Below are 20,534 nucleotides of genomic sequence, written 5' to 3'. Positions count from 1 at the left end.
ACAGTCTAGCGCGTCCGGGGACCGGGGAGAAGCGAGTGCTGTCAGGCCTCGGCGAAGACGTCCTGCGCGATCCGGAACGCGGTGTTGGCCGCTGGCACGCCGGAGTATATAGCGGACTGCAGGATGATCTCGCGGATCTCGTCGACGGTCAGGCCGTTGCGGATGCCCGCGCGAAGGTGCATGGCGAGCTCCTCGTGGTGGCCGTGGGCGATCAGCGACGTGATCACGGCGACCGACCGCGAGCGCCGGTCCAGACCCGGCCGCGACCAGACATCCCCCCACGCGACCCGGGTGATGAAGTCCTGGAAGTCCGCGGTCAGCTCCGTGCGGTGCGCGTTCGCACGGTCGACGTGCTCGTCCGAAAGCACCGCACGGCGCACGGTCATGCCCTGGTCGAAGCGCTCCTGGTCGGTCAGGCGCTGGGTCGTCATCTGCACTCCTTCAGAGGGTGGGATCCGTCGCGTTCTAGCGTTCCGCCGCGCCGAAGAAGTCCGCGAGCAGGCGGATGACCTGCTCGGGCTGCTCGGCCGGCAGCAGGTGCGACCCGTCGGCGATGCCCGCCGCGCGCCCGTCGCGCACGCCGTCGGCGACCTCCCGGGCCGACGCCTCCGGCGTGACCTGGTCGTGCGCTCCCCACACCGCCAGCACAGGAGCGGCGATCTCACCGAGCCGGCCGCGCACGTCGTACGTCGCGAGCGCCTCACAGCAGCGGGCGTAGCTCTCGTCGTCGGCGTCCTGCAGCGCGTGCAGCAGCCGCCCGGTCAGCACCGGGTGCGTCGTCATCGACTCCGGCGCGAACCAGCGCTGCGCGGATCCGATGATCAGCGAGGACGTGCTCTGCGCCCGCACCTGCGCGGCACGGGCGTGCCATGCCTCGGCCTGCCCGATCTTCGCGCCGGACGCGAGGATCGCCAGGCCCGCGACGAGGTCGGGATGCCGCAGGGCCAGCGCGAGTCCCACGCAGCCGCCGAGCGACACCCCGGCGTAGCGGATGCGTGATGCGCCCAGGCGCGCCGCGACCTCGGCGACGCCGTCGGCGAGGTCGTCGACGGTGAACGGTGCCGTCGCCGCCGGGGAGGCGCCGTGGCCGGGGAGGTCCCACGCAGCGACCCGCCAGTGCTCGCGCAGGGCCGGCTCGACGTCCTCCCACAGGATCGTGGACGTGCCCAGGGACGGGCCGAGCAGCAGCAGCGGCGCGCCGTCCGGCCCGATCGGCTCCGTGACGGCCAGGGACGGGACGGTCATTGACTCTCCTCTGGTGACGGATCGCCGACGGCGTCGACGAGGCGGCCGGCCAGTCCTGTGTACTGGGCGGGGTCGAGCAGCCGGTGGACATCCAGATCGGATGCCTCGGGCAGCGCGGCCACGAGGACGGCCAGGTCGGCGCCTGCGGCGGCCTCGGCGACAAGCCGGGCGACGGCGTCCTTGCCGATCCGTGGGGCGAGCACGAGGGAGAGGCGCTCGGAGACGATGAGCCCGCGGGTCAGGCCGAGGTTGCGGGAGACGGCGTCGGGATGGACCTGCAGGCCGCCCACGAGCGCGGCGGCGTGCGCGGTCGCGCCGGCCGCGAGGCGGAGCAGGTCGCGCAGCGTCGGCCACTCGGCGTGCCAGGCGCCGTCCGGGCGCTCATCGGCAGCGAGCGCGGATGCCAGGTGCAGCGTGGCCGCCAGCTGCGGCGCGCGCAGGGCCGCCGAGCGGATCAGGACGCTCGCGACGGGGTTCTGCTTCTGCGGCATGGCCGACGATCCGCCGCCGCGGGACTCGGTGAGCTCGCCGATCTCGGTGCGGCCGAGCGTGGCGACGTCGGTCGCCATCTTGCCGACGGCATCGATCGCCTGGACGAGGGCGTCGCCGAGCTCGGTGACCGGCCAGCGGGTGACGTGCCACGGCGCGGCGGGCACGTCGAGGCCTGCCTCGCGCGCGAACGCCGCCGGGAGGGCGGCCGCGGCATCCGCGCCGGAGTCCCCGGCGATCTGGACGAACGCGGCGAGGGTGCCACCGGCACCGCCGAGCTGCGCGGGGGTCTGCACGGTCTGCAGCCGCTGGACGGCGCGGCGGATCCCGTGCAGCCACGTGGCCGCGCGCGCCCCGATCGTCGTGGGCACCGCGTGCTGGGTGAGCGTGCGGGCGGCGCCGACCTCGTCGCGGTGCGCGCGGGCGAACACGACGAGCGCGGCATCCACCTCGGCAAGGGACGCCTTCACCGTGTCGACGACGGCCCGGGCGAGGAGCATGATCGCGGTGTCGAGGATGTCCTGGCTCGTGGCGCCGCGGTGCACCCAGGCCCGGGCGGCCTCGGGCACGCGCTCCTTCAGCCGCGCGACGAGCGGGATCACCGGGTTGCCGCCGGAGACGGATGCCGCGGCGAGCGCCGTCACGTCGACGCTGTGGCCCTGCGCGAGGCGTCCGGGGCCCTGCCAGCCGAGGGCGCGGGAGATCTCGTCGGCCGCCGCCGCGGGCGCGGTGCCGACCGCCGCCCACGCACGGGCGAGCGCCGCCTCCGCGGTCACGAGGGCGTCCAGGACCGCCCGGTCGGCCGCTACATCGTCGTGGCCGACGGTCACCGGTGACAACAGGCCTTCATCGATCGCCGTCACGGCACCTCCCCTGCGAGCGTATCGAACGCTGTGTGCGGAACGCTCCGGGATCGGATGCCGCGCACCGTGTCACACAACCTGCGGCTTGTGCCTGTGTGAAGCCGCGCGTTCTGCGACACGATGCGCCGCCCGGAGGCATCCCACATCCATCGACTGCCTCAGTACGTGAGGAAGACGGTCTCGTTCTCACCCTGCAGACGGATGTCGTGACGCAGCGACCCGTCGGGCAGGCGCGTCGCGATCAGTGTCGCCCGCTCTTCGGCCGTCAACGACGACAGCAGCGGGTCGGCGGCGAGCGCGGCTTCGTCCTCGGGCAGGTAGATGCGGGTGTGCAGCTTGTCGGGCAGGCCCCGCGCGAACAGGACGACCGCGAAGAACGGCGCCTTGCCGGCGGCGGCGCCGGGGTTGCGGGTCCAGAACTCGTAGCGGCCGTCGTCGGTCGCGAACGAGCGCCCGAAGCCGGTGAAGGTGTGGTCGTCGCGGCGGCGCGCGCCGCGGGCGCGGGAGACGGTGCCGTCGGTGTCGGCGCCGAAGATCTCGACCAGGCAGTCCGGGATCGGCGCGCCGGCGCCGTCGTACACGGTGCCGCCGAGGATGATGGCGCCCGGGCTGAACGGGTGGACCACCTCGTGCATCTTCGGGTAGACGGTGCCGGAGAAATAGAACGGGCCGAGCGTCTGGCCCGGGGTCTTCTCCAGGGTCTTCTCGGTCATCAGTGCTCTCCCTCGGGTTCGGTCCACGTGGCATCCGGTCCGTCGACGACGATGTCCCAGCGGTAGGCCATCGAGAACTCGGGGACGGTGAGGTCGTGGTCGTACGTGCTGATCAGGCGCTGGCGGTCCTGCTCGCGTCGGATCGAGTTGTAGATCGGGTCAAGGGCGAACAGCGGGTCGCCCGGGAAGTACATCTGCGTGATGATCCGCTGCGTGAACGCGCTGCCGAACACGGAGAAGTGGATGTGAGCGGGCCGCCACGCGTTCTGGTGGTTCTTCCACGGGTACGGACCGGGCTTGATCGTCGTGAACAGGTACTCGCCGTTGTCGTTCGTGACGGTGCGGCCGGCGCCGGTGAAGTTCGGGTCGAGCGGGGCGGGGTGCTGGTCGCGCTGGTGGATATAGCGGCCGGCCGAGTTGGCCTGCCAGATTTCGAGGAGCTGGTTGGCCACCGGGCGGCCCCACGAGTCCAGCAGGCGACCGCGCACCGTGATGCGCTCGCCCAGCGGCTCTCCGGAGTGCTGCAGGGTCAGGTCCGACTCGATCGCCGCGACGTCGCGCTGTCCGAATGCCGGCGAGGACAGCTCGATCGTCTCGGGGTCGACGAGCTTCGGGTTCTTCGTGGGATGCCGCAGCAGGCTGGAACGATACGGCGGGAAGTTGTGCATCGTGAGAGGGAGCTCTTCGCCCGCGGCCTCGCGGCGCTCGTATTCCGCGTGCAGGTCCTGGATCTCCTGGGTGATCTGGGACTGCGGCGGGAAGTCGTGCGACGCGAGCAGCGACTCGGGGGCCGCGGCCGTGCCGCCCTGCTCGAGGACGACGGAGGACGAGAAAGCCTCAGCGCCGGTGGGATCGGCATCGGTCATGGTGTCTCCTTCGACGCGCCCTTGTCATCGTGGGCGTCACTATGTCGATAGTGACATGCGAGGGTCGCGGTGACGGCTTCGCCTCTCACTCAGTGAGAGGATCGCAGGTCGTGGTGCAGGTCGCGGGCGGCCTGGACCACGAGCGGGGACAGCCGTCGCTCGTCTGCGCGGTCCAGGTGCACGACCACGCCGATGGCTATCGGTGGCAGGTCCTCCACCGGCGCGACGGGGGCTGCCACCGAGATGTTGCCGAGCGTCATCTCCTCGCGGGTGGTGGCGTAGCCGCGCGCCCGGGCCCGGGCGAGCTGTTCGCGCAGTTCGTCCGGGTCGGTGACGGACCGCGTGGTCTCCCGCTCCAGCGGCACCGTGAGGAAGCGGTCCAGCCACTCCCCGTCCCGCGTAGAGAGCAGCGCCTTGCCGACGCCGGTGGTGTGCAGCGGGTGCCGGCCGCCCATCCGGCTCAGCGTGGGGATCGAGTCGCTGCCGGTGAGCCGGCCGACGTACAGGGCCGCGGAGGTCTCGGGGGTCGCGCCGTCGAGCACGGCGAGGTGCACGTTCTCGCCGGTGGCCTCGTAGAGCCGGACCATGTGCGACAGCGCTGTTTCGCGCAGCCGCAGCGACAGCGGCGACAGCTCGCCCAGTTCCCACAGCCGCGCGCCGATCGTGTAGGTGCGGCCCGGGCCGCGCGCGAGAAGCCCCTCGGCGACGAGGTCGGCGAGCAGGCGGTGCAGGGTGGAGGAGGGGATGCCGGTGCGCTGCGCGATGCGGCCGGCGGTGGCATCCGGCTCGTCCTCGGTGAAGCACGACAGCACGCTCACCACGCGCGTCAGCATCCCGTCGGCCATGATTCCTCCTTCGGGCGAGGGTATCTCGCGCCGACGGCGCGCCCAGCCGTGCCGGACGGGGATCAGGCCGGCGGGCGCTCCAGCATCTGGCGCAGCCCGCGGTGCAGGGCCGCGGCATCCTCCGCCGCCAGCGGCGCGGTCAGCAGTCGCTGCACCTCGTCCACGAGCGGGGCCAGGCGCCGGCGCTCGGCGAGCCCGGCGTCGGTGGGGGTCACCACATTGCGGCGCGCGTCGCCGACGGCGCGGCGGCGGGCTATGAGTCCGCGGCGCTCCATGCGGCCGGCGAGGTCTGCCACCGTGGAGCGGTCGAGGTCGACCTCGTCGCACAGCTCGCGCTGGCTGGCCTCGCCGCGACGCTCGAGGACCAGCAGGATGCTGTACTGCGCACTGGTGGTCTCGGTGGACACTACCCGCGCCCACAGGGAGGCGTGCAGCTGCTGCGCCCGTCGGATGAGATTGCCGACGTGCCCCTGCGGCTCGGGCAGGGCGGGTTCGGCCGCGACGGACGATCGGGAGGACACGGCATCCATCATCGCAGCCGACCCGGTGCTCACCGGGATGCCCGTGCGGGCAGCAGGAACCCCGCGAAGAACTCGCGCAGCTCATCGCGGGCGGTCAACGGCAGCACCGTGGCCACGTACTGGTCGGGCCGCACGATGACGATCGCGCCGGCGTCGGCGATGCCACGCTCGGCGAAGATGTCCACCGCGGGGTCGAGCGCCCACGCCCGCTCCCAGTCCTGCAGGCCGAGCGGTCCGGTGTGCGGAAGCAGGATCTCGGGGAGCGTGGCGATGTCGACGTCGTGGCAGGAGCCCCGGAAGATGCCGTGCACCTCGATCACGCTGTCCATGTCGGCGTCTTCCGGAGTGAACGACCTGATGGGCGAGTCCGCGGCGTCCGTCAGCCACCGGGCGAGCTCGCGCAGCGCGGTCCCGTCGGCGTCGCCGAACGCATACACCCGCCAGCGGCCGTCGGCGCGGTGCGTGTGGCCGAGCTCCATCCGCCGTGCATCGGCCACCCGCTGCACGGGCGCGGAATGGAATCGGGTGCCGATCTCGAATGCGGACGCGAGGGCCTGATGCTCGCCCGCTCCGGTCAGCGCCGAGGGCGTGTACCGGGTCGCAAGCCCCGCTGTGTACCTGCCCTGCCGGGCGAATTCGGCCTGCATGTCCTGTGTCGAGACGCCCCCGTGCTCGGGGTGGTCCGGATCCAGGGCGGGCTGGGCGATGAACGCCGACCAGAACCTGTCGAACTCGATGAGATCGTGCGCGACCGCCTGCCGCTCCTGCGAGTAGCTGCGCAGCAGCGCGGCGTGGGCATGCCCGCGCAGCACGGCGGCGAGCTTCCAGCCGAGGTTGAACGCGTCCTGCATCGACACGTTCATGCCCTGCCCCGCCTTCGCGCTGTGGGTGTGGCAGGCGTCCCCGGCCACGAACACCCGGGGGCTGCGCTCGTCCGGGGCGTCGTCTGGCAGGTCGTCGAAGCGGTCGGCGAGGCGCTGGCCGACCTCGTAGACACTGGACCACGCGACCGAGCGGACGTCGATCGCGTAGGGGTGCAGGATCGCATTCGCGACGGCGGCGATCTGCTCGACGGTGGTCTTGCGGATCTGGGCATCTCCGGCGGGGACGGCGCCGAGATCGACGTAGCAGCGCACCATGTTGCCGCCCTCGCGCGGGATCATCAGCAGGCTGCCCTTGCCGTCGGACTGGACCACGTTCTTGGTCCGCCAGTCCGGGAAGTCGGTGACGGCAAGGACATCCATCACGCCCCACGCATGATTCGCGGCGTCGCCCTTGAGCTCGCGGCCGAGCGCGCGGCGCACGTTGCTGCGCGCACCGTCGCAGCCCACCACGTACTTCGCGCGCACGGTGAACTCCTCGCCGGTGGACACGCGGCGCAGCGTCGCTCGCACCGGATGCTCGCCGTCGGCCAGCTCGTAGGTGACGAACTCGATGCCGTAGTCGGGGGCGAGCTTGGCGGCCGATCTCTGCGCGTGCTCGAGCAGGTACTGCTGCATGCGCGCCTGGTTCACGATCACGTGCGGGAACTCGCTGAGCCCAGGCGGGGTGTCCTCGACCCAGCCGGTGCGCGCGATGCGGGAGCGGTCTTGCGCGGAGGGGCCCCAGAAGCGCACCTCGTTCACCCAGTACGCCTCGCGCAGCAGGGCCTCGGCCAGGCCGAACGCCTGGAACATCTCGACGGTGCGGCATGCGACGCCGTCGGCCTGACCGACCTGCAGCGCTCCGTCGCGGCGCTCGATGATGCGGGTGTCGATCTCCGGGAAGGCCGCCAGCTGTGCGGCCAGCACCGTGCCGGCAGGGCCGGTGCCCACGATGAGCACATCGACGGTCTCCCCGATCTCGCGGCTCCGGGTCAGCGCGTGCCCGGCGGGAGGCTGGATGTCGGGATCGCCGGGGCGGTATCCGTCGCGGTAGAACTGCACGGGGATCTCCTTCGATCGCTCGACCAATTAGTTTGGACCCCAACGATCATACCGCCCCGGCGCGTGAGAAGGTAGCCCCATGGCCAACTCTCCGTCCGGCGATTCGGTCACCGAGCGCCTGCTGCGGGTGCTGGAGACGTTCACCCCCACCCGCACCGTGCAGACGGCGTCGCAGATCGGGCGCCGGGCGGGCCTGCCCTCCTCCACGGCGCACCGCTTCGTGGGCGAGCTGGTCGAGGTGGGCCTGCTCGAGCGCGACGAGGACCAACGCGTCCGCGTGGGGATGCGATTGTGGGAACTGGCCACCCGTTCGTCAGCGGCCCTGCGGCTGCGGCAGGCGGCGATGCCCGCGATGGCATTGGTGCAGTCCCGGGTCGGAGAGCACACGCAGCTCGCGATCCTCGAGCAGGACGAGGCCCTGTTCCTGGAGCGGCTGTCCAGCCCGGATGCCACGTCGAACATCACCCGGATCGCCGGCCGCCTGCCGCTGCACGCCTCGAGCTCGGGGCTGGTGCTGCTCGCGCACGGCCCGGCCGAGCTGCAGGAGCGGGTGCTCGCGGCTCCCCTGGCGGCGCTCACACCGGCCACGATCACCGACCCGGCGGCGCTGCGCCGCAAGCTCGCCGAGGTCCGTCGGCTCGGGCACGCCGTGGCCCCCGGCTCCATCGAGGAGGTGGCGACCGGCCTGGCCGTGCCGGTGCGCGACAGGTCCGGCGCCGTGGTGGCGGCCCTGTCGGTCGTGGTGGCCCGGGATGCCGCGGTCGACGACGCGCTGTCCGCCCTGCATCGCGCAGCCCGCGACATCCACTCTCGACTCGAGCGATGACTCGGGCGCGGCGTCGGGTGTCACGTTCGTCTCGCAGGAAGATCGGCGGCGCGGCGCGGTCGGGCGGCGCGTCGCGGGGCCCGGGACAGATTTCTCCTGTCACGTGAACCGGCGCCGGCACCCCGTTCACGTCGCAGGAAGATCGGCGGCGCGGCCCGCCTGAAGCGGCGCGTCGCGGGGGCCACGGCACAATCTCCTGTGTCATGAACGGCAGCGGCATCCCCGTTCAACGAGAATCCTTGCTTCCAGGCGCCCGGCGGCGTCCACAATGGTGCGACACCCTGCTTGTGTGAGCCGCGCCGTCGAAGGAGACCCATGACCACCACCGTCCGCACCCGGGTCGCCATCGTCGGCGCCGGCCCCGCCGGACTTTTGCTCGCTCAGCTGCTGCGCAACGCCGGCATCGAATCCGTCGTGATCGACAGCCGCTCGCGCGAGGACATCGAGCAGACGATCCGCGCGGGGATCCTCGAGGAGGGCACGGTGCAGGCGCTGCTGGCGGCGGGCGTCGACACGCACGCGCACCAGGTGGGGATGCGCCACGACGGTATCGAGCTGCGTTTCGACGGCGCCGGCCACCGCATCGACTTCGCCGACCTCGTGGGTCGCGGCGTGTGGCTGTATCCACAGCACCTCGTGCTCCAGGATCTTCTGGGCACGCTGTTGCCGGCGGGGCAGGACATCCGGTTCGAGCTGACCGCACAGCGGGTGGAGGATGTCGACGGCGAGCAGCCGCGGGTGGTCGCCGTCAACGCCGAGGGGACCGAGGTCGAGATCGTAGCCGAGGTCGTCGTAGGTGCCGACGGCTCGCACTCGATCGTGCGCAAGGCGATGTCGGGATCGCGCGCGGGCCTGTACCGCGAGTATCCGTTCGCGTGGTTCGGCATCCTGTGCGAGGCGCCGCCGAGCGCGGACGAGCTGATCTACAGCAACTCGCCGAACGGGTTCGCGCTGATCAGCCAGCGCTCGGACACGGTGCAGCGGATGTACTTCCAGTGCGACCCGGATGTCGACCCCGACGCGTACACGCAGGAGCAGCTGTGGGAGATCCTGCAGTCGCGGGTCCCCGGAACGACGCTCAAGGAGGGGCCGATCTTCCAGCGCGACGTGCTGCAGTTCCGCAGCTTCGTCGCCCGCGAGCTGCGCCGCGGCCGCGTCGCGCTGGTCGGGGATGCCGCGCACACCGTCCCGCCGACAGGCGCGAAGGGGATGAACCTGGCCATCGCCGACGTGCTGCTGCTGAACGATGCGCTGCGCGTGCTCCTGCTCGAGGACGACATCCGGCCGCTCGAGGGCTACGAGCAGGCGGCGCTGCACCGCATCTGGAAGGCGCAGAACTTCTCGTGGTGGATGACGAGCATGCTGCATCAGGTTCCCGGCACCTCGGAGTTCGACGCGATGCGGCAGCTCGGCGAGCTGCGCTCGGTGACCGAGTCGCGCGCCGGCCGCACCTACCTGGCCGAGGCCTACACCGGCTGGCCGCACCCGCCACTCGTGTAATCGCCGTCCCGGGATGCCGCATCACGCCGCCGATGCGACACCACGGGACCGCAATTCGACGGAAGACACGCGAAGGCGTGCGGCGCGTCAGGCGGCGCGCCGGCGCAGCGCCGACGCCACGACGAGGCCCGGCCCGAGGAACACCAGCACCGCGATGAGCACGATGATCAGCGGCCACACCCAGGCATCCGTCGCCTCGTGCACCGCGCCCAGCAGCAGCGGGCCCGCGGCGGCGACCGCGTACCCGACGCCCTGCACGATGCCGGACCGCCCGGCCGTCGTGTGCTCGTCGTCGCGGAACGCGTTGATCATGATGTACACGAGCGTGATGCCGGCACCCTGCGCCGCCCCGCCGATAGCGCACCACGCCAGCCACAGCGACGGCGCGAACAGGAACCCCAGCGGCACCGCGAGCCAGCCGATGCCTACGCACAGCACGCCGACTCGGATCGACGCGCGCAGCGTGACGACCGGCAGCAGCAGGCTCCCCGCGATCCCCGCGATCTGGAAGATCGAGGCGATGGCGCCCGCCGCAGTGCTGTCGTATCCCTGGTCCGACAGCAGCGTCGGCAGCCATGCGGTGGTCGCGTAGAACGCGAACGCCTGGCCACAGAACGCGGCCGCAAGCATCCAGGTCGGGCCCTGGCGCAGCACCGACGTGCGGCCGTCTTCGCCGGCGGGGCGCGGCCCGGGATGCGGGGCGAGCGCGCGACGGATGCCGCGCAGCGGGATCCACGTCGCGAGCGCCGCGAGGCCGAGCACCGACCAGACGACAAGCGACCAGCGCCATCCGGCGACCGACGCGAGCGGCGCCGTGCCGAGTGTGACCGCCATCGTGCCCGCATTCATCGCCGCGGTGTAGACGCCGGTCATCGTGTGCGCCCGGCGCGCGTCGAACTCGCGCGCGATGATGATCGGCAGCACGACGTTGCCGATCGTCACGAACGCCCCCATGACGGCGGCGCCGAGCAGGGCCACGGCGATGCCGTCGATCGAGCGCAGGATGCTGCCGACGATGACGCCGGCAAGAGTCAGGCTCAGTGCGGCGTCCGCACCCGCGCGGCGGATGATGCCGATCGCCAGCGGCGCGCAGACCGCGAAGCACAGGATCGGGATCGTGGTGAGCAGGCCCACGATGCCGGCGCCGACGCTCAGCTCTGCGCCGATGTCGCGCGCGACCGGCGCTACCGCCAGGATCGGACCGCGCAGAATCATGGCCGCGAGCACTATCACGAGGATCAGCAGCGGCGCCGAGCGGAACGCGGTCTGGCGAGGGGACATGTGGAGCCACCGTACTCGATCGCCGGGCTTTTTCACTATACCGATAGTGAACCTTGGACTAGAGTCCTGCCTCATGAGCGACGAGCGGATGACGCGACGCGCCTCGATCGTGGGGCTCGTCATCGCCGTATGCCTCGTCGCCGCCAATATGCGGCCGACGATCACGGCCGTGGGCCCGCTGCTGGACCAGATCGGCGACGACACCGGGATGGCCACGGCCACCCTCGGGTTCATCACCGCGGTTCCGCTGCTGGCCTGGGCCGTCGTCTCCCCCCTCGCCCATGTTTTGAGCCGGCGGTTCGGCCTGTCCCGGGTGGTGCTGTGGGCGCTCGTGCTGCTGATGATCGGCACCGTGGTGCGGTCCCTGCCCGGTCCGACCGCGAACCTGTGGCTCGGCACCGCCCTGATCGGCATCGCCCTGGCCGTTGCGAACGTGCTGATGCCCGCCGCCGTCAAACGCGACTTCCCCGGTCGGATGACCATGATGATGGCGGTGTACACGGCGCTGCTGGGCGGGGTCGGCGCCGTTTCCTCCGGGGTTGCGGTCCCGTTCTCACGCCTCGCGGAGGACGGAGCGGGCTGGCGGGTCGCGCTGCTGATGTCCGGGGCGCTCCTGCTCCCTTTCGCGATCGCCGCCTGGGCGTGGGCGACACGGGGGACGCATCCGCCGCGGATGCCGCTGGGCGCGGCATCCCGGCAGCGCACCGGGATCTGGACCGACCGGCTCGCGTGGCTCGTGGCCGCCTACATGGGCCTGCAATCGTGCACGTTCTACATGCTGGTGACATGGCTGGCGGCGATCTCGACCTCGACCGGCAGGACCGAGATCGAGGCCGGCTTCGACGTCATGTTCTACCAGCTGTTCTCGCTGGCCGGCTCGCTCGCGCTGCCGCTCGCCCTGCGCGGCCGCGCCCAGCGCTGGGTGCCGGCCCTCATCCCACTGCTGGGCGTGGCCGGCACGCTCGGCCTTATCCTCGCCCCCGGCGCGGTCCTCGTCTGGGCCGCGATCCTGGGCCTGTTCGGCGGCGCCGCGCTCGCGATGGCGCTCACGCTGGTCGCACAGCGCGCCCGCGACCATGACGCCGCCTCCGCGCTGTCGGGCATGGCGCAGTCGGTCGGCTACCTACTGGCGGCGGGCGGTCCGGTCGCATTCGGCGCCGTGCATGCCGCGCTGGGCGGCTGGACGGGGTCCCTCCTGCTGCTGCTGGCAGTCGCGGTCGCGCTCATCGTCACCGGGGCGTTCGTGGGCCGCGACCGCTACGTCCTCGATCCGCGCTGAGGCCGTCCCCGACCCGTCTGCGCCGCCGCGCCACCTCCGCGGCACTACTCGTCGACGCGCGCCAGGCGCCGCAGGAGTCCGCGCAACACGGCGATCTCGTCGTGGTCCAGCACCGAGAAATGCTCCCGCTGATGCCGCTGCACCCGGGCGCGGGCGCGGGTAAAGGCAGCGCGGCCGGCTTTCGTGACCGCCACCACGTTGACGCGGCGATCCTGCGGATCCGGCTCACGGGTGACCCACCCCCGGTCCTGCAGGTCGTCGATCAGCGCGACGATCTGGCTCGGATCCAGCCGCAGGAACTCGCTGAGCTCCCGCTGCGTCGGCCGGGCGTCGGCTGCGGCCAGGGCGAGCACCGAGTAGGGACGCACCTTGAGACCTTCGTCTGCCAGCGCCGCATTCGCCGCCGCCAGGGACATCGCATTCGCCCGGGCCATCAGGAACGCCAGATCACCGGCGACCTGGGTATCCCACAATCGACCCGTCGAACTCTCGCGGGTGCTTACGGCCGTATCGTCCATCGCGTCCATCTTCGTTGATCAGGACTCGTGAGAGTCAACAGTTGACACTTTCAATGATTTAGGTTTACATCGGATTCACGCACCACGCAAAGGAGCAGCGGATGTCACTGGCAGGCAAGGTCGCCATCGTCACAGGGTCCGGTCGCGGATTGGGCCTCGCCTACGCACAGGAACTGGCCCGCCAGGGCGCGTCCGTCGTCGTCAACGACGTGGACGCCGCGACAGCCGCCGACGCCGTCGCCGCGATCGAAGCGGCGGGCGGAAACGCCGTCAGCGTGGTCGCGCCCGTGGGATCCACGCAGACCGCACAGCAGCTGGTGCAGACGGCCGTCGACGCGTTCGGTCGCCTCGACATTCTGGTGACCAACGCCGGCGTGCTGCGCGACAAGACGCTGTGGAAGATGAGTGACGACGACTTCGACACCGTCGTGGGCGTGCATCTGCGCGGCACGTTCACCTGCGCACGCGAAGCCGCGATCTACATGCGCGACAACGAGATCGCCGGACGCATCATCTGCATCGGCTCGCCCACAGGCCAGCGCGGCAACTTCGGACAGACCAACTATGCCGCGGCCAAGGCCGGCATCGTCGGCATGGTGCGCACGTGGGCGCTCGAGCTGCGCAAGGCCGGCATCACCGCGAACGCCGTGATCCCGGTCGCGGCGACCGCGATGACCGCCACGGTCCCGTACTTCGCCGCCGCCATGGAAGCCGACGCCGCCGGCGAGCCGATGCCCGCCTTCTTCCGCCACGATCTGGGCTTCGGCACCGCGGACGACGTCGCCGGCCTGGTCGCCTACCTGGCCTCCGATGAGGCGGCAAGCGTCACCGGCCAGGCCATCGGCATCGGCGGTGACCGCCTGCAGGTCTGGTCGCACCCGGAACCCGTGGTCACCGCCTACCACGACGGCGGCTGGAGCTACACGGCGCTGCAGTCCGAGTTCGCCGGCCTCTACCAGGCGCAGGTCGTCGGCGAGACGTTCCCTCCGCTGCCCGAGGACCTGCAGCGCTAGCCGCTCGCAACGATTCGAAGAGGCATCCATGACCCGTTATGAACCCGCGATCGACATCGACGGGATCGACGCGATCGATGTGCACGTGCACATCGAGGCGGACGAGCACGGGCACAACTCACTGCCTCCGGAACTGGCGGCGGCGGCCGACGCGTACTTCAACGCGAGCGGGCCCGGCCGCGACATCGACGCGGTGGCCGCGTACTACCGTGAACGCCGCACGGCGGCGGTCGTGTTCACCGTCGACGCGCAGACGCGACTGCACCACCCGCCGATCTCCAGCGCGCAGATCGCCGCGGACGCCGCCCGCCACAACGACATCCTGATCCCGTTCGGATCGGTGGACCCGTACCGTGATGATGCGCTCGACCGCATCCGCCGCCTGGTCGAGGACAGTGGTGTGCGCGGCTTCAAGTTCCATCCCACCGTGCAGGGGTTCGACCCGAGCCAGGAGCGATGGTTCCCGCTGTACGGAGCGATCCAGGATGCCGGCGTCCCCGCGTTGTTCCACACCGGGCAGACCGGGATCGGCGCGGGCCTTCCCGGCGGGTACGGTCTCCGGCTCGGCTACTCGAATCCGATGCTGCTGGATGCCGTCGCCGCGGCGTTCCCGCGGCTGCAGATCATCATGGCCCACCCCTCGGTCCCCTGGCAGGACGAAGCGCTGTCGGTCGCCACCCACAAGCACAACACCTGGATCGACCTGTCGGGCTGGAGCCCTAAATACTTCCCCGCCGAGCTCGTCCGCTACGCGAACTCGCTCATCAAGGACCGCGTCCTGTTCGGCTCGGACTTCCCGCTGATCACCCCGGACCGGTGGCGACGCGATGCCGAGCAGGCGGCGTTCAAACCCGAGGTGATGCCCGGGGTCATGAAGGGCAATGCCCTCCGTCTGCTGGGATTGGAGCGCTGAGATGGCCGCCATCGACACCGACCCCACGATCGGCATCGACCCGTACGGGTACGCACGTATGCACCTGAGCGCCCCGGCCCGCGCGGTGCTCGGACGGCTGCAGGAGACGCTGGCCCGCGACATCCGCCCCCTCATGAACGAGGCGTGGGAGACGGCGACGATGCCCGACGGCGTGCTGGGCGCCCTGGTGCCGCTGAACCTGATGGAGCCGGACGGCGTGGATGCCGCCGAGGCGGCATCCAGCATGTTCTCGGGTTTCCGCACCTACCTCCTGGCGCGCACCGACGTGTCTGTGGCCACCATGTACAACGCACAGGCCGGGCTGTTCCGCGCCGCCGTGGAACGCGGCGGCTCCCCGGCGCAGGTCACGGAATTGGCACCGCGCATCCGATCGTTCGAGATGACCGGCGTGTTCGCGCTCACGGAGCCCGACCACGGCTCGGACATCGCGGGAGGTCTGGCCACCGCGGCCCGCCGCGATGGCGAGGAGTGGGTCATCGACGGCGCGAAGCGCTGGATCGGGGGCGCCGGCACCGCGGACGTGCTGGCCGTGTTCGCTCGCGACGAGGCCGACCGCGAGGTCAAGCTGTTCCTCGTCCCGCGGGGCGCGGACGGCGTGCACCTGGAGACCATCCGCGGGAAGGTGTCGCTGCGTCCGATGCAGAACGCCGTCATCACACTGGACGGCGTGCGCGTGCCGGCGTCCGCGCGTCTGGAGAACGTCAACGGCTGGCGCGACGTCGCCGAGATCCTGCGCACGATGCGCTCGGACGTCGCCTGGATCGCCGCGGGACTTCAGGCCGGTGCGCTCGAGGCCGCGGTGCGCTACGTGCGGGAACGCGAACAGTTCGGCCGGCCGGTGGGCGGATTCCAGCTCGTGCAGGAGAAGCTGGCGCGGATGCTCGGCAACGCGACCGCGTCCCTCGGCATGGCGGTGCAGCTGTCCGCGCGACAGGACGCCGGTCACTTCTCCGACGAGAACTCGGCACTGGCGAAAATGCAGACCTCGCTGCTGGCCCGCCAGACCGTCGCCCTCGGCCGCGAGGTGTGCGGCGGCAACGGCATCCTGCTCGAGCACGACGTCGCCCGCTACTTCGCCGACGCCGAGGCCGTCTATTCGTACGAGGGCACCCACGAGGTGAACTCGCTGATCGTGGGCCGGGCGCTGACCGGCTCGTCCGCCTTCGTCTGATCCCCGCCCCGAGGAGAGAACATGACCACCACCGCCGCTTATGCCGACGCGCCGAGCCTTTCCGGCACCGACCTCGGCTGGACAGACTGGCTCGAGATCACCCAGGACCGTGTCAACGTGTTCGCGGACGCGGTCGACGACCACCAGTGGATCCACGTCGACCCGGCGCGCGCGAAGGACGGACCGTTCGGCGGAGCCATCGCACACGGCTTCCTCTCGCTGTCCCTGGCCACCCGCTTCTGGAGCGAGCTGTTCGACCTTCAGGGCGTGACCACCAAGGTCAACTACGGCCTGGAGAAGGTGCGGTTCGTCTCGCCCGTGAAAGTCGGCGCCCGTGTGCGCATGAACGCGGTGATCGCCGAGGTCTCCGAGGTCCGTGGCGGCTACCAGTTCACCGTCGACCAGACCTTCGAGGTCGAAGGCGGCAGCAAGCCGGCTGTCGTGGCGCGAAGCCTGTACCGCTTCTACGCCTGACACGCCGACCCATCGCGCAGCAGCCCCGCATCGGGCATTCAGATTCTCTTCACCGTCGAAGGAGACGCCATGCAGAACCAGGGCATCGGCACCTGGGTGACCCGTCGTGCGCAGCGGATGTGCGAGGACGTCGCCCTGGTGTTCCGCGACCAGCGCATCGGCTACGACGCGCTCGCCGAACGCATCCACCGGCTCTCGAACGCCCTGGCCGACAGGGGTGTGCGCGCCGGGGACCGGGTCGCCTACCTCGGCAACAACCATCCGTCGTTCCTGGAGGCGCTGTTCGCCTCCACGGCGCTGGGCGCCATCTTCGTGCCGCTGAACACCCGGCTCGCCCCGCCCGAGGTGGAGTTCGCGGTGGACAACTCCGGCGCGACCACCCTCATCTTCCACTCCGACCTGCTCGACCTCGCCCGCGCTGGCACCTGGTCGACCGCGGCGCGGCGGCGCATCCAGGTCGGCGGCGCGCCGATCCCCGGCGTCGAGGACTACGAGACGGTCGTGGCATCCGGCAACCCCGATTGCCACGACCGCACCGTGTCCCTCGAGGACCCGGCGATGATCCTGTACACGTCGGGCACCACCGGACACCCGAAGGGCGCGGTGCTCACACACGCCAACCTCACCTGGAACTGCTTCAACGCGCTGGTGGACTACGGCATCGGCAGCGGCGAACGCGTCCTGCTGATCTCGCCGATGTTCCACGTGGCCTCGCTGAGCATGGGCGCGCTGCCGGTGCTGTTGCAGGGCGGCACCGTGATCCTGCACGAGAGGTTCGAACCCGGCGAGGTGCTGCGCACGGTGCAGACCGACCGGGTGACGATGCTCTCGGGAGTGCCCACCACGTTCCAGATGCTGCAGGAGCACCCCGACTTCGCCGCGACCGACATCTCCAGCCTGCGTCACCTCACGTGCGGCGGATCGGCGATGCCCACGCGGATGCTCGAGGCGTATGAGGAGCGCGGGCTGAACTTCTCGTGCGGATACGGCATGACCGAGACGGCGCCCGGCGCCACCGCACTGCCGCCGCACATGAGCAGGGCGAAGATGGGCTCGTCAGGCCTGACGCACTTCTTCACCGACGTGAAGATCGTCGACCCCGAGGGCCGTACGCTTCCCCCGCGGGAAGTGGGCGAGATCTGGGTGAGCGGGCCGAACGTCATCACCGAGTACTGGCGTCGCCCGGAAGCCACCGCCGAAACGATCGTCGACGGCTGGTTCCGGTCGGGGGACCTCGGATGGTTCGACGAGGACGGCTACATCTACATCTCCGACCGACTGAAGGACATGATCATCTCCGGCGGCGAGAACATCTACTCCGCAGAGGTCGAAGCAGCCATCATGCAGATCCCGGAGATCTCCGGCGTCGCGCTGATCGGAGTCCCCGACGACAAGTGGGGTGAAGTGCCGCTGGCGATAGCGACCCGCGAACACGAGACAGCGGTGACGGCGGATGACGTGATCGGGCACCTGCAGGGCCGCTTGGCGAAGTACAAGATCCCGCGCGACGTCGTCTTCGTCGACGACCTGCCGCGCACCGCCTCCGGCAAGATCCGCAAGGCCGACCTGCGAGCCCGGTACGCCACGCCCGCGGCCAGCTCCGAGGAGATGAGCCGATGACCGGCGCCGACGACACCGACGCGGCCGTTGACGTCCTGCTGCGCGCCCGCGATGTGAGCCTGTCGTTCGGCGGCCTGCTCGTCCTCGAGAACGTGCACCTGGACGTGCGCCGCGGCGCGATCCACGGTCTGCTCGGCCCGAACGGCGCAGGCAAGACATCGCTGTTCAACTGCATCAGCGGACTGTACGTGCCGCAGCAGGGATCGATCACCCTCGACGGGGAAGAGCTGCTCACGCACGCGCCGCACGCTCTGGTCAGGCTGGGGCTGGCACGCACATTCCAGCACCCGACGCTCGATCCGCACCTGACGGTCCTCGACAACGTCCTGATCGGCGCGGACGCCCGGATGGCCGGCAGCTACGTGACCGCTGCGATCCGGCTGCCCCTGGTGGGCCGCGCCGAGAAGCAGGCACGGGCCCGGGCGCTCGAGCTGCTGGACTGGGCGGAGCTCGCCGACGACGCCGACCTTCTTCCCGGATCGCTGCCCTACGGCAGCCAGAAGCTTGTCGAGCTGGTCCGTGCCGTGATGAGCGAGCCCAGACTCCTCATGCTCGACGAGCCGGCGGGCGGTCTGTCCCACCGCGAGATCGAGAAGCTCTCCGAGCGGATCCTGACCCTGCGCGAGGAGTTCGGATTCACCATCCTGCTCGTCGAGCACCATCTGGGCTTCGTCGGCGGGATCACCGACATCGTCGACATCCTCGTGGAGGGACACAACATCGTGACGGCACCCGCCGCGCAGGCACAGAAGCATCCGGCGGTCATCGAGGCATATCTGGGCCAGGCGGTATGAGCATCCTGACACTGGAGGAGGTCCACGCCTCGTACTCCGGCGGCAGCCGCGTGCTGCACGGCATCTCGTTCACAGTATCCGACGGTGGCGTGACGGCCCTGCTGGGTTCGAACGGCGCCGGCAAGACCACCACGCTGCGCACGATCAGCGGAATCACCCACCGGCGCGGCACGATCCGCTTCGCGGGCACCGACATCACCGGCATGCGCACCGACAAGATCGCGCGCCTGGGCATCGCACATGTCCCGCAGGGTCGCGGCACGCTCCCCGGGCTCACCGTGAAGGACAACCTCGAGGCGGGGGCGATCATGCGCCGCGACCGCGCTGCGGTCCGTGCCGACATGGCCCGCTATCTCGATCTGTTCCCCCGCCTGGCCGAGCGCGCCACGCAGCGGGCGAACACGCTCTCCGGGGGCGAGCAGCAGATGCTGGCGATCGCCCGTGCGCTGATGGGTGCTCCACGCCTGCTTCTGCTGGACGAGCCCTCACTGGGGCTGGCGCCGAAGGTCACCCAGGACGTGTTCCGCACGATCGCCACCCTGCAGGAGCAGACCCAGATCTCGATGCTGATCGTCGAGCAGAACTCCGCCCTGGCCCTGCAACTTGCCGATCACGTGGTCCTCCTGGAGAACGGCCGCATCGCGGCATCCGGAACCCCCACCGACCTCATGGCCAGCGACGCGATCCGCCGCGCCTACCTGGGATGACCGGCATGACCGCGCCGATCCAGATTCCACCCTTCGTCCCGAACCCGTCAGAGGAGGCCACATCGTGACCGGTGTCCTGCAGCAGATCGCGGATGGCCTTTCGACAGGCGCTATCTACGCATCGCTCGCCCTCGCGCTCGTGCTGGTCAACCGCGCGACCGGCGTGATCAACTTCGCCCAGGGCACCATGGGCACCTTCGGCGCCTTCCTGGCATGGACGCTGTGGTCCTGGGGGGTCCCGGTATGGCCCGCCGTGATCGCCGCCATCCTGCTGTCGGTGCCGTTCGGCGCGGTCGTGGAACGCTACGTGGTGCGACGCCTGTACAGCCAGAACGCGCTGATCATCATCATCATCACGGTCGGGATGCTGGTGGCGCTGACCGGCATCATCGGGACCATCTGGGGCTACCACGACCGCGAATTCCCGGCGCTGTTTCCCTCGGGTGTGCTGCGGGTCGCGGGCGTGGCCCTCAGCTACAGCGCCATCGGGAACCTTCTCGTGCTGGTCGTGGTCGTGATCGTCCTGCAACTCGTGTTCATGAAGACACGGTTCGGGCTCGCGATGCGCTCCGTCGCCGACAACCGCGACTCCAGCGCGCTGCTGGGCCTGCCCACCGGCGGGCTGTTGATGGCCGGGTGGGGAATGGCGGCGGCGCTGGGGACGCTCGCGGCGTGCCTGATCGCGCCCGAGGTGTTCCTGGGCCCCAGCATGATGGACACCGTCCTCATCTACGCCCTCGCGGCGGCGATCCTCGGCGGGCTGGACAGCCCGCTGGGCGCGGTGGTGGCAGCCCTGGCGATCGGCGTGGTCGAGAACCTGGCCGGCGCCTACGTCTCCTTCATCGGCACCGACATGAAGATCGCGGTCCCCCTCGCCCTGATGGCGGTGGTCCTCCTGCTCAAGCCGGAAGGCCTGTTCGGCCAGCGAGAGGTGGTGCGGGTATGAACCG

General features: G+C 70.7%; 21 protein-coding genes. 11 read left to right on the top strand and 10 right to left on the bottom strand.

Annotated features, from left to right (window positions below):
- Positions 1-41: 41 nt before the first annotated feature.
- From pcaC to GH740_RS04700, 8 genes are all read right to left on the bottom strand, one after another.
- Positions 42-431 (bottom strand): 4-carboxymuconolactone decarboxylase, encoded by a 390-nt coding sequence (gene pcaC / locus GH740_RS04735; RefSeq protein WP_172978285.1) that lies wholly within the window; start codon positions 429-431, stop codon positions 42-44.
- Positions 432-465: 34 nt separating this feature from the next.
- Positions 466-1,245, bottom strand: a complete 780-nt coding sequence (locus tag GH740_RS04730) for an alpha/beta fold hydrolase (protein WP_153744838.1) — start codon at positions 1,243-1,245, stop codon at positions 466-468.
- Complete coding sequence (locus GH740_RS04725) at positions 1,242-2,597, bottom strand: lyase family protein (protein WP_367640655.1); 1,356 nt, start codon at positions 2,595-2,597, stop codon at positions 1,242-1,244. The genes GH740_RS04730 and GH740_RS04725 overlap by 4 nt, the downstream gene beginning before the upstream one ends.
- 158 nt (positions 2,598-2,755) lie before the next feature.
- Positions 2,756-3,310: a protocatechuate 3,4-dioxygenase subunit alpha gene (pcaG, locus tag GH740_RS04720; protein ID WP_153744837.1), complete on the bottom strand. Its 555-nt coding sequence runs from the start codon at positions 3,308-3,310 to the stop codon at positions 2,756-2,758.
- Positions 3,310-4,176, bottom strand: coding sequence for a protocatechuate 3,4-dioxygenase subunit beta (pcaH, locus tag GH740_RS04715; RefSeq protein WP_153744836.1), 867 nt, complete (start codon positions 4,174-4,176; stop codon positions 3,310-3,312). The genes pcaG and pcaH overlap by 1 nt, the downstream gene beginning before the upstream one ends.
- 89 nt (positions 4,177-4,265) lie before the next feature.
- Positions 4,266-5,021, bottom strand: a complete 756-nt coding sequence (locus GH740_RS04710; RefSeq protein WP_153744835.1) for an IclR family transcriptional regulator — start codon at positions 5,019-5,021, stop codon at positions 4,266-4,268.
- Positions 5,022-5,083: 62 nt separating this feature from the next.
- Positions 5,084-5,542, bottom strand: coding sequence for a MarR family winged helix-turn-helix transcriptional regulator (locus tag GH740_RS04705; RefSeq protein WP_172978284.1), 459 nt, complete (start codon positions 5,540-5,542; stop codon positions 5,084-5,086).
- A gap of 29 nt (positions 5,543-5,571) precedes the next feature.
- Positions 5,572-7,467: an FAD-dependent monooxygenase gene (locus GH740_RS04700; protein ID WP_367640652.1), complete on the bottom strand. Its 1,896-nt coding sequence runs from the start codon at positions 7,465-7,467 to the stop codon at positions 5,572-5,574.
- A gap of 79 nt (positions 7,468-7,546) precedes the next feature.
- Here GH740_RS04700 and GH740_RS04695 point away from each other — a divergent pair, with 79 nt between their 5' ends.
- Positions 7,547-8,293: an IclR family transcriptional regulator gene (locus tag GH740_RS04695; RefSeq protein WP_153744832.1), complete on the top strand. Its 747-nt coding sequence runs from the start codon at positions 7,547-7,549 to the stop codon at positions 8,291-8,293.
- 315 nt (positions 8,294-8,608) lie between these two features.
- The gene (locus tag GH740_RS04690; protein WP_153744831.1) at positions 8,609-9,793 is read left to right on the top strand and encodes a 4-hydroxybenzoate 3-monooxygenase; all 1,185 of its coding nucleotides are present in this window, start codon (positions 8,609-8,611) and stop codon (positions 9,791-9,793) included.
- Between the two features lie 87 nt (positions 9,794-9,880).
- Here GH740_RS04690 and GH740_RS04685 read toward each other — a convergent pair whose 3' ends face one another.
- Positions 9,881-11,074: an MFS transporter gene (locus GH740_RS04685; RefSeq protein WP_172978283.1), complete on the bottom strand. Its 1,194-nt coding sequence runs from the start codon at positions 11,072-11,074 to the stop codon at positions 9,881-9,883.
- Positions 11,075-11,147: 73 nt separating this feature from the next.
- Here GH740_RS04685 and GH740_RS04680 point away from each other — a divergent pair, with 73 nt between their 5' ends.
- Positions 11,148-12,353 carry an MFS transporter gene (locus tag GH740_RS04680; RefSeq protein WP_253941171.1) on the top strand — a complete coding sequence of 402 codons (1,206 nt, stop codon included), beginning with the start codon at positions 11,148-11,150 and terminating at the stop codon, positions 12,351-12,353.
- Positions 12,354-12,397: 44 nt separating this feature from the next.
- Here the strand turns inward: GH740_RS04680 and GH740_RS04675 are convergent, their stop codons facing one another.
- A complete protein-coding gene (locus GH740_RS04675; RefSeq protein ID WP_153744829.1) occupies positions 12,398-12,871 on the bottom strand; it encodes a MarR family winged helix-turn-helix transcriptional regulator in 474 nt (157 codons plus the stop codon).
- A 101-nt stretch (positions 12,872-12,972) separates the two neighbouring features.
- Between GH740_RS04675 and GH740_RS04670 the strand changes: the two genes are divergently transcribed.
- The 8 genes from GH740_RS04670 (at position 12,973) to GH740_RS04635 (ending at position 20,530) form a co-directional block, all read left to right on the top strand.
- On the top strand, positions 12,973-13,884 hold the full coding sequence (locus GH740_RS04670; protein WP_153744828.1) for an SDR family oxidoreductase: 912 nt from the start codon (positions 12,973-12,975) through the stop codon (positions 13,882-13,884).
- A 28-nt stretch (positions 13,885-13,912) separates the two neighbouring features.
- Positions 13,913-14,797 carry an amidohydrolase family protein gene (locus GH740_RS04665; protein WP_153744827.1) on the top strand — a complete coding sequence of 295 codons (885 nt, stop codon included), beginning with the start codon at positions 13,913-13,915 and terminating at the stop codon, positions 14,795-14,797.
- 1 nt (position 14,798) lies between these two features.
- The gene (locus GH740_RS04660) at positions 14,799-15,989 is read left to right on the top strand and encodes an acyl-CoA dehydrogenase family protein (RefSeq protein ID WP_153744826.1); all 1,191 of its coding nucleotides are present in this window, start codon (positions 14,799-14,801) and stop codon (positions 15,987-15,989) included.
- A gap of 21 nt (positions 15,990-16,010) precedes the next feature.
- Complete coding sequence (locus tag GH740_RS04655; protein WP_153744825.1) at positions 16,011-16,463, top strand: MaoC family dehydratase; 453 nt, start codon at positions 16,011-16,013, stop codon at positions 16,461-16,463.
- 69 nt (positions 16,464-16,532) lie between these two features.
- Entirely contained in the window at positions 16,533-18,083 is a 1,551-nt protein-coding gene (locus tag GH740_RS04650) for a long-chain fatty acid--CoA ligase (protein WP_153744824.1), read from the top strand.
- Complete coding sequence (locus GH740_RS04645) at positions 18,080-18,877, top strand: ABC transporter ATP-binding protein (RefSeq protein ID WP_153744823.1); 798 nt, start codon at positions 18,080-18,082, stop codon at positions 18,875-18,877. The genes GH740_RS04650 and GH740_RS04645 overlap by 4 nt, the downstream gene beginning before the upstream one ends.
- Positions 18,874-19,584 carry an ABC transporter ATP-binding protein gene (locus GH740_RS04640; RefSeq protein ID WP_153744822.1) on the top strand — a complete coding sequence of 237 codons (711 nt, stop codon included), beginning with the start codon at positions 18,874-18,876 and terminating at the stop codon, positions 19,582-19,584. Before GH740_RS04645 ends, GH740_RS04640 begins: the two co-directional genes overlap by 4 nt.
- A gap of 64 nt (positions 19,585-19,648) precedes the next feature.
- Positions 19,649-20,530 (top strand): branched-chain amino acid ABC transporter permease, encoded by an 882-nt coding sequence (locus GH740_RS04635; RefSeq protein WP_367640645.1) that lies wholly within the window; start codon positions 19,649-19,651, stop codon positions 20,528-20,530.
- Positions 20,531-20,534 lie beyond the last annotated feature (4 nt).

It is taken from the genome of Microbacterium sp. SYP-A9085, from assembly GCF_009649635.1.
Taxonomy (GTDB): Bacteria; Actinomycetota; Actinomycetes; order Actinomycetales; family Microbacteriaceae; genus Microbacterium.
The sequence above is the reverse complement of the archived record's forward strand: the minus strand, read 5'-3'. Positions and strand labels throughout refer to the sequence as shown.